Below are 11120 nucleotides of genomic sequence, written 5' to 3'. Positions count from 1 at the left end.
CGACGGTCGGGGCGGGGGAGGAGCTCGCCGTTCTGCCGGCCGGAGCAGCGGTCCACGTGGCGCTGCTCCGCGCCGGCGGCCTCGCCGTGCCGCGCCTGGTCCGTCCCGAGTACGCGGCCGGATGGCTCGCGCTCACAGCAGACCCCGCCTCCCTCCTCGGCCTCCCGGCCGCCGGCCGCGCGGAACCCGCGGACCTGCTGGAGCGGCGCGGGGCCGTGTTCGCGACGGTGCAGGGGCACTACTACGCCGACCCTCCGCGCATCGAACGCGGTTGGCGTCACCATCTGCTGTCCGTCGAGGGCCGCTCCTACCTCGACATCGTGAACAACGTGACCCCACTGGGCCACGCACACCCCCGCGTCGAGCAGGCCGTCGCCCGTCAGCTGCGTCGGCTCAACACCAACTCGCGGTTCCACTACGCCTCGGTGGTGGAGTTCACCGAACGTCTCGCGGCCCTCCTGCCCGAGCCGCTGGACACGGTGTTCCTGGTCAACTCCGGCTCCGAGGCCGTGGATCTCGGCCTGCGCCTCGCCGTCGGAGCCACCGGACAGCACGACGTCGTCGCGGTCCGCGAGGCCTACCACGGCTGGACCCACGCATCCGACGCGGTGTCCACGTCGCTCCAGGACAACCCGAACGCCCTGACGACACGGCCGAGTTGGGTGCACACCGTGGACTCGCCCAACCCGTACCGCGGACGGCACCGCGGGGTGCGGGCAGCGCGATACGGGCCGGAGGCGGCGGCGGTCATCGATGAGCTGGCCGCGTCGGGCCGCCCGGCCGGAGCCTTCGTCGGCGAGACCTTCTACGGCAACGCCGGGGGAGTGGCCCTGCCCGACGGCTATCTCGCCGAGGTGTACGCCGCCGTCCGCCGCCACGGCGGCCTCGCCGTCGCCGACGAGGTCCAAGTGGGCTACGGCCGCCTGGGCCACTGGTTCTGGGGATTCGAGCAGCAGCAGGTGGTTCCCGACGTGGTCTGCGTGGCCAAGGCCATGGGCAACGGCCACCCCCTCGGCGCCGTCATCACGACCAAGGCGATCGCCGACCGCTATCGCGACCAGGGGTACTTCTTCTCCTCCACCGGGGGCAGCCCGGTCTCGAGCGTCGTGGGCCTCACCGTCCTGGACGCTCTGCGCGACGAGGACCTCCAGGGCAACGCGGTACGGGTCGGAGGCCGCCTGAAGAGCCGGCTCCGGGCGCTGGCGGAAAGGCACGGCGTCATCGGCGCCGTGCACGGCTCGGGCCTGTACCTCGGCCTCGAACTCGTCCGCGACCGGGACACGTTGGAGCCCGCCACGGAGGAGACCGCCGAACTGTGCGATCGTCTCCTCGACCTCGGTGTGATCGTCCAGCCCACCGGGGACCACCTCAACATCCTGAAGATCAAACCCCCGTTGTGCATCGACTCCGCCGCCGTCGACTTCTTCGCCGACATGCTGGACCGCGCCCTGCGGGAGCTCGGGCACGGAGGCTGAGCCGCGACCGGCGGTGTGCCTTGCACCGGCCATCTATGCTGGCATCCGGCAGGACGGGGGAAGGGGCAGCCGATGGACTGGTTCTGGTGGGTTCTCATAGTCTTCTGGACGGGCGGCTTCGCCTGGGCCGCCGAGAACATCCGCACCGCGCTCCGACACCGGCATGAGCGCAAGTTGCAGCTGATGGAAGCCGCGAAGCAGGAACGGCTGGCCGTCGAAGCGGCGCACAAGCCGCCGGAGCCGGTGTGCGGATGCACGCACCATCTCGCCAAGCACGACAAGCAGGGCCGGTGCCACGAACGTGTCGAAGTGCCCACGGCCTGGGACGAGAACAAGAAGCCGCTGCGCTACGAGGCCGGCCAGTGCAACTGCCAGCAGTACGTGGGACCGCAGCCCCTCTCACAGGTGTTCGCCGAGGACCTGACCGACCTCGCCTGACGAGGACGGGCAGGCCGGGGCGCCGGAGAGCCGGCTCGGATCCGGCGCCCGAGATCGCTCGCGGGCGCCGGGAGACGGGTGGATCAGCGCAGTCCGGCGAAGAGGTCACTCTCGGGCGAGGCCGCGCCGGTGGTGTCCTGGACGCGCACGAAGGTCTCGACGCCCATCAACTCGGTGAACTTCTCCTTGCCCATCCTCAGGAAGAAGATGTTCTCGCCCTGGCTGGCGTGCGCGGCCAGCGCGTCGAACTTCTGACCGCCGAACGCGGAGGTGTCCACCCAGGTGGTGATCTCCTCGTCCGGGAGCCCGATCTCGGCCATCGCGGCGGCCTCGGCGGGATCCGGCTCCTCCCAGTCCGCCCCGAACTCGCGCATGACCTCCCCGAACCGCTGCATCATCGAGCGGGGCGCCGTCGTCCAGTACACCTTCGGTGTCGGCTCGGCCATCGCCAGCGCCGCCATCGTGATGCGGTTGGCCTGGATGTGGTCGGGGTGACCGTAGAAGCCGTTCTCGTCATAGGTGACGACCACGTCGGGCCGGTAGCGCCGCATGAGCTCCGCGAGCCGGGCGGCGCCCTCCTCCACCGGCGTCTGCCAGAACGAGCCGGGGGCGTCATTGGTCGACCAGCCCATCATCCCGGAGTCGGCGTAGTCCAGCGTCTCCAGGTGACTGATCTTCAGGACGTCGCAGCTCGCCTCGAGTTCCTTGCGCCGCATCAAGGCGACGGCCGCCGGATCATGCCCGGGATCGCCCGGCTTGACGCCTCCCGGTCCGTCACCGCAACCGCCGTCGGTACACGTCACGAGGACCGTGCGCACACCTTCCGCCGCGTACCGTGCCAAGACGCCCCCGGTTCCCGTGGCCTCGTCGTCGGGGTGGGCGTGCACCGCCATGAGCGTCAAGGGCCGGTCAGTCATGAAACGTCCTCCTGTGTGAGTGAGGGGCGGTCGGAGTCCCCTCCGTGACCTGGACGGACGTGCGTCAGCATGGGTCCGGCCGTCCTGGCGAACCGCCCGAGCGCCTCGTCCATTCCCTCGGGCGTGCGACCCACCGTAGTCGCTGCGCACAGGTGGGATGGAGCGGCGAGCGCTCCTCCAGTCAGTCGGCGGGGGCGATCCCTCCGATCCGGCGGACCGTTCTCACTCGACGGCGGTGAGCGTCGCGTAGACCACGACGTTGGCCTGGTATCCGGCGCCCCGGGTGTATCCGCCGCCGCAGGTGATCAGTCGTAGTTCGGCCCGCTCGGAGCTGCCGTACACCTTCTCGCTCGGGAAGTGCTTCTTGTTGTAGACCTCGAGAGCGTCGACGGTGAACACGGCGGTGCGCCGGTCGGCCCGGGTGATCTCGATGATGTCGCCCTTGGTCAGCGCGCCGAGCTCGTAGAAGACGCCGGGGGCGCCGCCGGGCAGGTCCACGTGGCCCGCGGTGACGGCCGTCCCCGCGGATCCCGGTGCTGTGCCCTCGCTGTACCAGCCGGCGCGGTGAGGAATGTCCGCGGGCGGGGGCTCGAGCGCCCCCGAGGAGTCGAGGTGCAGCTCGGTGACGGGCACGTTCACATGGACGGCGGGGATGCGCAGCCGGAGGGGTTCCGCGGGCGGCAGCGGGGTCACGACGGGGTCCGCCGGTGCGGCGGCGCGGTGGACCGTGGCTCCGGGACGGGGCGAGAACGTCTGACCCGCCGAAGGCTGCGGTGGCTGGTGGTCGTGTACCGCGCCGGCCACCAGCAGGACCCCGGCGACGAGCGTCCAGGCCAGAAGCCCGGCCGACGGGATGCGCGAGGACGACGGCGGCAAAGGAGCCGAGGGAGAGGGCGGGTCGGTGGTCTGCCTGGTGGCCATCGAGGTGGGTTCTTTCCTCGCAGCGAGAGAGGGGCGAGGGAGCTGAGGGGACCTGCAGCGGCTCCCGGGACCGGGAAGGGTCCGGGAGCCGCCGGGCGTTGCGGGGGCCGACGGAAAGCGGGCGGTCAGGTGACGTTCGCGTTCGAGCGGTGACGCCTCCTCACCAGCACGCCGGTGGCGGCCGCGGCGACCAGCGCCGCGCCGAGGGCGAGCTGCGGCGCTTTCAGCCCCGCGTCTCCGAAACCGGCCTCGACTGCACCGTCGGGCTGCCGCGTCGGGAGCTCATAGGAGTCCGTCATCATGATCCGCGGCGGGCACTTGACGACGACGGTGTCGGTGCCGGTCGACGTGCCGTCCGGCACGGTGAACTCACCGGTGAGAACGCCCTTGGTCTCGCCTCCGAAGAGGTGGAACGCCCCTGCCGCCTCGGACTCGCCCTTTCCGTACGTGACGTCCGCACCGCATGCGGTGGTGCTGACGGTGACCGTGGAGCCGTTGGCGGTCTGCCGCGAGTGGATGTCGAGACCCGAGTCGCCGGCGGCAGCGGCGACCGGGACGTGAAGAGCCAGAAAACCGGCCGTCAGGCCGATGCCGATACCGATGCGCACACGTGTGTTGCCCACAAGAACCCCTCCAGCGAAGCAGCGTCCGGATCTGTTGCACGGGCGCCCGAAGTGCGCACCACTGCCGAGACAACCGACGCTGCGTCACATCCGCAACGTGACGGATCGACGCATACCTCGCTCGGACGGACGTATCAATGGTCCGGCGGCATGCATTCACGCAGGTCAGAAAGGATTGGGTCGAAGTGGCGGGAGAACCGCCGGAGGGCGGCGAACAGGCTAACGGGACGACCCCGGGCCACGGCTGCGCGGGCCCGTAAAGGGCCGCTACCTCTTCTTCACGCCCTCGTTCCAGATCAGTTTGACGATGCTCGGCTTCACGGCCGTGGTGATCACACCCATGGCCGTACGGACGTAACGCCGCGCCTCCACCTCACGCAGCATGCTCGCGGCGAGATCGGCCCGGGCGGTGAAGACGCCGTCGGCACTGGTCTCGGCGGTGTGGTAGTCCGTGACGACGGGATGCTCGAAGAGGCCTGAAGGCCGGACGAGGGTCCAGTCCAGGTCCGTCTGCCGGATCACGCCCTCCATGCGGCGCATGTCCTCGTGGAGGGTGCGGCCGAGGCGTCGGTTCACCAGCGGGTCGAGCACATGGTTGAAGAAGTGCGCACCGGTGGGACGCCAGTTCGGGTCGGCGATGCTGGAGCTCACGACGAGCAACCGCTTGACGCCGTGGCGGGCCATGGCGCCGGTGATGGCCCGGGCGCTCGCCGAGTACGTGGTGATCTCCTCCTTGGCGAAGCGGACGCCCACGGCGGACAGGACCGCGTCCGCCCCGCCGATCGCGGCGTCGACAGCGGCCGGGTCGGTGGCGTCGGCGACGGCCACGTCGAGCCCGGGCCGCGCGGCGAGGGAGCCGGGACGGCGGGTCACGGCGACGACGTCGTGGCCGGCGGCGAGGGCCCGGTCGGTGAGGTGGCGGCCGGTCGGTCCATTGGCGCCGAAGACTGCGATACGCATGGCGTCGGGTCATCCCTTCGAGTGGTCACCGGAACGCCCTTGACTGTGCCGATCACGAAACGCAGGCTCAAGGCTGATGAATATCGCCGGACCAGCCCCCGCCCGCACCCGAGGCCGCCCCCGCGGCAACCCGCCGACCCGCGAGTCGATCGTCTCGGCGGCCCGTGCGCTGTTCCTGCAGCGCGGCTACCGGGGCGCCACGCTCCGTGCGGTGGCCGGGGCCGCCGGGGTCGATCCGGCGCTCATCGCCTACCACTTCGGCTCGAAGAAGGGCCTGTTCGCCGAGGTGATGCAGATCCAGTGCGCCAACGCGCTGGCGGTGGACGACGTCCTCGGCGGCGACCCCGCCACCCTTGCCGACCGCCTGATCGACGCGGTGACGGACCTGTGGGAGAAGGCCGACTTCCGTCTGCTCACCGCTCAGGGCGCGGAGGCTGCCGAGGTGATCCGCGAGTACCTGGAGCGCGAACTGCTGGCGCGGCTTGCTGAATTTATCGGCGGCCGGGACGGGACCGCCCGCGCCACGGCCGTGGTGACGGTCCTCGGCGGACTCATCTACACCCGCTACCTCAACCCCCTCCCCACCCCCTCCGCCCTCACCCCGTCCGAGACCCGCCGCATGCTCCTCCCGGCACTGCGGGCGGCACTGGCTCCGAGGGTCCGTACCGCGGCGATCGCCGGAACGGGCCATGCCGGCTCGTCGGCCGCCGAGGGAGGCGCCATCCGGCTCTGAGTCCCTGAGCCCGCCGGTGCGGGTCGCGGCGTGTCACCCGTGCCGGTGATGGTCAGCGAGGCGACCCCACAGCCGAGTCCGGCGTTGCCATCCTGGGGCCATGCGCCGCCCGCTCTCCCTCGCCGTCGTCCTGGCCTGCGTCCTGCTCGCCGGGGGTTGCGTCTCCGTCCCTGCCGACGTCCCTCGGCCCGTCCCGCGCCTGGACGCGGCCGCCGCGCGCACGCCGTCACCGCCGCCGGCGACCCAGGCCTCCGCTCGCACCGCTCTCGTCGCCACCACTCCCGTCCACAAGGCGGCGGAGCGGCACGCGGACCGCCGCGCCGCACAGCGACGGGCCGCGGGCGCCGCGGGGCGCGAGCACTCCCGCCGCATGCCGCAGGCGCAGCGGCCGCACAGGGCCGTGCGTGCCGCGCCGACCCGGCCCGCGCCGCCGCGCACGCGTCACCGCGGAACTACGCCAACGGCGCCCCGCCACCCCTCGACGCGGCAGCCTCCGGCCCGTCCGCGGTCCACCTACGACCTGCGCACCGTGTGCGGCTGGGCCCATCGGGTCCCGGCATCGGCCGGAGCTGCTTCCCTCTGCGACTCCTACGTGCGCTGAACTGCCCGGCGACCGGCCCGCCACCAGCGGCCCGCTGCAACAGGACCGCCGCGAGCGGAGAGCATCAGATGGTCGGCCGCCTCGTGGTCGGTGCGAGGCCCGGCGCTGCCGGTCGAACCGTGAGACAGTCGTAGGAGGCGCCGAGGCGGCGAAACGCGGGCGCGCCGGTCCGAGACGGCGGCCACCGCCCGGCACCGTACGCACACGGTGCGGCAGCGGAGGGACCCGTCATGACCGAGGCGAGCGAAGCGATCCGTGCGGACCAAGCGCTGAAGGCGAAGCACCGGGCCATGTGGGCGCTGGGCGACTACCCCCTGGTGGCCACGGACGTGATCCCCGATCTGGGGCCGGAGCTCATACGGGGAACCGGCGTGCAGCCGGGTTCGCGCGTCCTCGACGTCGCGGCCGGCTCGGGGAACGCGGCCATCCCGGCCGCTCTCGCGGGAGCTGACGTGGTGGCCGTGGACCTGACACCGGAACTGCTCGACGCCGGACGGGAGCTCGCCGCCGAGCGAGGCGTCCGACTGGAGTGGCGCGAGGGCGACGCGGAGGCGCTGCCCTTCGCGGACGCGGAATTCGACGCGGTAGTGTCCTGCGTCGGCGTCATGTTCGCCCCGCACCACCAGCGGGCGGCCGACGAACTGGTCCGCGTGTGCCGTCCGGGCGGCAGCATCGGCCTGGTCAACTGGACCCCGGAAGGGTTCATCGGCCAGATGTTCGCCGCCATGCGCCCGTACGCGCCCCCGCCTCCGCCCGGCGCGCAGCCGCCGCCGCTGTGGGGCAGCGAGGAGCACGTGCGTTCCCTGCTCGGCGACCGCGTGAGCGCCGTCGACGCCGATCGCCGGCAGTTGCGCGTCGACCGATTCGCCCGGCCCGAGGAGTTCCTGGAGTTCTTCAAGTCCTGCTACGGACCGACCCTCGCGGTGTACCGGGCCATCGCCGAGGACTCCGACAAGGTGTCCGCGCTCGACGCGGCGCTGACGGATCTGGCCGCCCGGCATCTCGCGGACGGGACGATGGAGTGGGAGTACCTGCTGGTCAAGGCGGAGCGGAACACCGGCTGAGCGGGTCGTTCCGACGGGGGCGACGGGGGTCGGCGGCATCCCGGACGGCGCCCGGGGGAGACGGCGGCGGTGAGCGCAGTGTCGACCGGGTCGACCTACCGGAGAGGCACGGTGGCATGCCCAGCCGACCGGCCGGCGAGCGTCATTCCCGGCGATGCGCCGTGTAGACGGTCGCGGTCATCGCCGCCGTCACGGAACCGGCGCCGAGCCTGTCCGTCATCTTCTGCGTGACCGACGCCCTGATGGACTGCGCGTCCTCGCGGGCCTCCAGGGCGGCGCTGACCGGTGTGCCGGTGAGGAAACCGGTGGCCACGGAGGCGGCCGACACCGCGACGCCGTCCAGGGTGACCTCGTCGGCGGAGTCCAGGGTCAGCCCGGCCGCGGCGAGGTCCGAGGCGACCAGGGCCGGATTCGTGTAACCGTGAGGCACGTCCTCGAGGAAGGCCGGCGCTCTGCCGGGCATGGTCTCCTCCAGGGCGGCCTGAAAGGCGGACCCGAACCCGTGCGTGGCCAGCGGGCCCCAGCTGTTGAACAAGAACCGCCCCGGCGGGGCCAGCACCCTGCGCACCTCCGCGTAGGCGGCTGGTCTGTCGGGGAAGAACATCACCCCGAACTGGCACACCACGAGGTCGAAGTCGCCGTCCTCGAAGGGCAGTTCCTGGGCGTCTGCCTGCCGCCAGTCGGCGCGCGGCTCCCGTGCCGACCCGGCGGCGACCATCGCTTCGTTGAGGTCACTGGCCACCACCGAGGCCGTGGGCGCCGCGGTGAGCAGGGCCGAGGTCAACGCCCCGGTCCCCGCGGCGAGCTCCAGGACCCTACGGGGCCGTAGCGCGGCCGCCCTGGCTGCCAGGTCGGCGGCGAACGGGCGGAAGAAGACCGGCACGAGGTGCCGTTCGTAGGCCTCGGGCATGGACCGCGTCCATCGCCGGTCCGCGTCGTCTGCGTTCACCCGACAGACAGTAGTCCGGTGCGGGCCGCGCGGGCAGACGGCAGGCTGACCTCTGCTCCCACCGAGTTTGCGCCTGGCGGGGCGGGGCCGCCGGTGAGGGCGCCGCCCCGCCAGGCCAGGACTCACACCCGGTCGGCCGCGATCAGGACGTACTGGAAGGAGCCGTCCCGGTAGGACTCGATGAACGCCTCCTCGATCCCGGTGACCAGCGACGACGTGGCCCGCAGCTCCCAGTAGGGGAGCGTGTCCGGGGTGAGGTCCACGATGGTGTGCGGCACGAGCCGGTTGTCGGCCATGGCGCGCAGGTACTCGCGACGGGAGTGGATGTTGCACTCGAAGTGGGCGTTGATCTGGGAGACCCACTTCGACGGCTGGCCGTAGCGGGGGTTCCAGCAGCCCGTGATCGTCACGTACCGGCCGCCCACCTTCAAAAAGCGCGAGTGCTCGGCGAACAGGTCGTGCAGGTCGACGTACATGGTCGACTCGTTGTTCCACGAGGCCGTGACGCTGCCCTTGGCGAAGGGCGTGTCGAGCATGTTGCACACGCGGGAGCGGACGTGGCCCTCGATACGCAGTTCCCGCGCGCGCCGGTTGCCGAAGTCGGCCTGGGCGGTGGACAGGGTGACGCCCTCGACCTTGCAGCCGAAGCGGCGGTGCGCCATGACCATGGACCCGCCGCGCCCGCAGCCGGCGTCGACGAGGGTGTCGTCGCGACCGACGGCGCCGAGATGGTCCATGAGGAGCTCCGCCTGTGCCGACTCCAGGCGGTGCAGTTCCGCGATGAGCTTCTTCTCGTACGCGCTGTCGGCAGGGTCGCCGAGCGCGGCATGGTCCACGTCGCCGATTCCGTAGTGGTGGTGGTAAAGCCCGTCCACGTCACCGAGGCGGAGGTTGACCGGTCGCGCCTCGGCGTTCCAGTAGCGGGCGATGTCCTCCTGGTACGCGGTCGCCGGCGCGGGGATCTTCGCGGTGGCGGTGGAGGTCGTCTCAGTGGTCACAGAAATATCCGTTCTTTACCAGAAGTCGGGCAGGCTGTATCGGTAGGTGTTGGTCCGGTGCCAGTCGTGGTTGCCGTCGACCCAGGCGGCCACTCCTCGCAGGAAGCGGAGCACCGGGGCCAGGGGGCAGGCCTTCGCGAGCTCGGCCGCGGCGGCCTCGAAGGAGTGCTGGAGTTCGTTGTGGACCTCGACGGCCTTCAGATAGGCGTCGCGCTCGGAGAGCCGCTCGCGTTGCGCGATCACCACCGGCAGGTTCAGGTGGAGGCCCGGGCTGTCGAGTTCCTTGGTGTACGAGTAGAGGTCGTTGACGACGGTGGTCGCGTTGCCCGCGAGGGCGATGACCCGCTGCATGTCCGGCCGTGCGTGCAGATCGGCGGGCAGCTCGTAGCCGCCGACGGTGTCCGTGATGGTGGGGCAGGGGCGGAAGTTGTTGAACTGGCGCATGGCCAGGTACTCCCACACCTCCGGGACATGACCGGTCTGGGCCCAGGCGGCCTCGGCGAGGTAGCCCATGTGCAGCCGCGCCATGTCGTGCCGGAAGCGGTCGGCCTGCGAGGGCGTGGCCGCGCGGACGAAGTAGTCCATCGCGCTGCGGTACGCCCGGCGGGGAGCGTCCGAGACGAGGGACTCCTGCCACGCCGACGCGTACTGGTCCGTGGTGTGGACGTGGTCGAGCGCGGTGTGCGCGAGGAGGAGGCGTCCGCCGAGACCGACGGGTGATCCGCCGTGGTCCTCGCAGTAGCAGTCGTCCACCGCGTTCTCGGCGACCATGAGCCGCGTGGCGAGCATCAGGTGGTCGACCGTCGGAGCGTCCGGGTGGCAGCCGACCATGTAACGGCCGACGGAGAAGCCGTCGAACTGCCCCTCCCACTCCTCGGGATAGAGCTGCACCTCGTCCTCGGCCCACTGCTTGATCCGGCGGCTGACCTCCTCGACGCGCACGGGGTCGGGCTCCGGGACGTCATGGTGGTAGAGACCGGGGACGGCTCGCCCCGCGGCCGGCGGAGCGGGTGCGGCGGACACCGGTTGGGGGAGCGGGAGTTCGTCCCTGGCGGACAGCGTGAGGGAGGTCGTGCCCAGCCCGGTGGGCCCGCGCAGGACTTCCCGGAGGGAGGCCCCCTGGGAGTCGGCCCCGTGGGCGGCGGTCCCGCGGAGAGCGGAGCCGGACGCCGTGGTGTCCGGCGTGTGCGGCACGGCGGAGGCGGGCGCCGGGGGCGACAGCGGGTCGAAGACCGTGACCGGCGGATGCAGTGCTGCCAGAAAGCCCGAGGCGGCCGATGGGGCCGGAGGGTCGGGGACCACCGGCGCGGGGGCGTCCGGCACGGTGGCGCGCGGCGTCGGTGGCCGCTGAGGCGGGGATGATCCGAGGGGCCCGGAGTCGGGCATCGTCGGCTCCTTGCTGCGGTGGGTGGGCGGTCCGTCATGCTCGGACGTGTCAGGC

The 11120-nt window shown here is 71.8% G+C and carries 11 protein-coding genes; 4 read left to right on the top strand and 7 right to left on the bottom strand.

What is annotated here, in order from left to right; translation table 11 throughout:
* On the top strand, window positions 1-1475 hold a 1475-nt coding region (locus tag ABT300_RS36365; protein ID WP_351685229.1), incomplete at its 5' end, for an aminotransferase class III-fold pyridoxal phosphate-dependent enzyme.
* 72 nt (window positions 1476-1547) lie between these two features.
* Complete coding sequence (locus tag ABT300_RS36360) at window positions 1548-1913, top strand: hypothetical protein (protein ID WP_351685226.1); 366 nt, start codon at window positions 1548-1550, stop codon at window positions 1911-1913.
* An 83-nt stretch (window positions 1914-1996) separates the two neighbouring features.
* Here the strand turns inward: ABT300_RS36360 and ABT300_RS36355 are convergent, their stop codons facing one another.
* The 4 genes from ABT300_RS36355 to ABT300_RS36340 form a co-directional block, all read right to left on the bottom strand.
* A complete protein-coding gene (locus ABT300_RS36355) occupies window positions 1997-2830 on the bottom strand; it encodes a PIG-L family deacetylase (RefSeq protein ID WP_351685223.1) in 834 nt (277 codons plus the stop codon).
* Between the two features lie 222 nt (window positions 2831-3052).
* Window positions 3053-3751, bottom strand: a complete 699-nt coding sequence (locus ABT300_RS36350; RefSeq protein WP_351685220.1) for a class F sortase — start codon at window positions 3749-3751, stop codon at window positions 3053-3055.
* 125 nt (window positions 3752-3876) lie between these two features.
* Window positions 3877-4374, bottom strand: a complete 498-nt coding sequence (locus ABT300_RS36345; RefSeq protein ID WP_351685217.1) for a sortase — start codon at window positions 4372-4374, stop codon at window positions 3877-3879.
* A 267-nt stretch (window positions 4375-4641) separates the two neighbouring features.
* Window positions 4642-5334 carry an NAD(P)-dependent oxidoreductase gene (locus tag ABT300_RS36340; RefSeq protein ID WP_351685214.1) on the bottom strand — a complete coding sequence of 231 codons (693 nt, stop codon included), beginning with the start codon at window positions 5332-5334 and terminating at the stop codon, window positions 4642-4644.
* Window positions 5335-5410: 76 nt separating this feature from the next.
* Here ABT300_RS36340 and ABT300_RS36335 point away from each other — a divergent pair, with 76 nt between their 5' ends.
* Together ABT300_RS36335 and ABT300_RS36330 are read left to right on the top strand one after the other, a co-directional pair.
* Window positions 5411-6067, top strand: a complete 657-nt coding sequence (locus ABT300_RS36335; protein ID WP_351685211.1) for a TetR/AcrR family transcriptional regulator — start codon at window positions 5411-5413, stop codon at window positions 6065-6067.
* An 831-nt stretch (window positions 6068-6898) separates the two neighbouring features.
* On the top strand, window positions 6899-7732 hold the full coding sequence (locus tag ABT300_RS36330; protein WP_351685208.1) for a class I SAM-dependent methyltransferase: 834 nt from the start codon (window positions 6899-6901) through the stop codon (window positions 7730-7732).
* 142 nt (window positions 7733-7874) lie between these two features.
* Here ABT300_RS36330 and ABT300_RS36325 read toward each other — a convergent pair whose 3' ends face one another.
* The 3 genes from ABT300_RS36325 to tcp all read right to left on the bottom strand — a co-directional run bounded on the left by ABT300_RS36325 (window position 7875) and on the right by tcp (window position 11065).
* On the bottom strand, window positions 7875-8642 hold the full coding sequence (locus ABT300_RS36325) for a class I SAM-dependent methyltransferase (RefSeq protein ID WP_351685234.1): 768 nt from the start codon (window positions 8640-8642) through the stop codon (window positions 7875-7877).
* 161 nt (window positions 8643-8803) lie between these two features.
* Window positions 8804-9679 (bottom strand): geranyl diphosphate 2-C-methyltransferase, encoded by an 876-nt coding sequence (locus ABT300_RS36320; protein ID WP_351685205.1) that lies wholly within the window; start codon window positions 9677-9679, stop codon window positions 8804-8806.
* Window positions 9680-9694: 15 nt separating this feature from the next.
* The gene (gene tcp / locus ABT300_RS36315) at window positions 9695-11065 is read right to left on the bottom strand and encodes a 2-methylisoborneol synthase (RefSeq protein WP_351685231.1); all 1371 of its coding nucleotides are present in this window, start codon (window positions 11063-11065) and stop codon (window positions 9695-9697) included.
* Window positions 11066-11120 lie beyond the last annotated feature (55 nt).

Source organism: Streptomyces sp. NPDC001027 (genome assembly GCF_040299045.1).
In the GTDB taxonomy this organism is placed as follows: domain Bacteria; phylum Actinomycetota; class Actinomycetes; order Streptomycetales; family Streptomycetaceae; genus Streptomyces.
This window is presented reverse-complemented; position numbering and strand designations above follow the sequence as displayed.

Excerpts from the sequence above, each read along its gene's own strand:
- ABT300_RS36325 (WP_351685234.1), bottom strand. The coding sequence starts at position 8,642 with ATGCCCGAGGCCTACGAACGGCACCTCGTGCCGGTCTTCTTCCGCCCG.
- ABT300_RS36355 (WP_351685223.1), bottom strand. The coding sequence starts at position 2,830 with ATGACTGACCGGCCCTTGACGCTCATGGCGGTGCACGCCCACCCCGAC.
- ABT300_RS36340 (WP_351685214.1), bottom strand. The coding sequence starts at position 5,334 with ATGCGTATCGCAGTCTTCGGCGCCAATGGACCGACCGGCCGCCACCTC.
- ABT300_RS36330 (WP_351685208.1), top strand. The coding sequence starts at position 6,899 with ATGACCGAGGCGAGCGAAGCGATCCGTGCGGACCAAGCGCTGAAGGCG.
- tcp (WP_351685231.1), bottom strand. The coding sequence starts at position 11,065 with ATGCCCGACTCCGGGCCCCTCGGATCATCCCCGCCTCAGCGGCCACCG.
- ABT300_RS36360 (WP_351685226.1), top strand. The coding sequence starts at position 1,548 with ATGGACTGGTTCTGGTGGGTTCTCATAGTCTTCTGGACGGGCGGCTTC.
- ABT300_RS36350 (WP_351685220.1), bottom strand. The coding sequence starts at position 3,751 with ATGGCCACCAGGCAGACCACCGACCCGCCCTCTCCCTCGGCTCCTTTG.
- ABT300_RS36335 (WP_351685211.1), top strand. The coding sequence starts at position 5,411 with ATGAATATCGCCGGACCAGCCCCCGCCCGCACCCGAGGCCGCCCCCGC.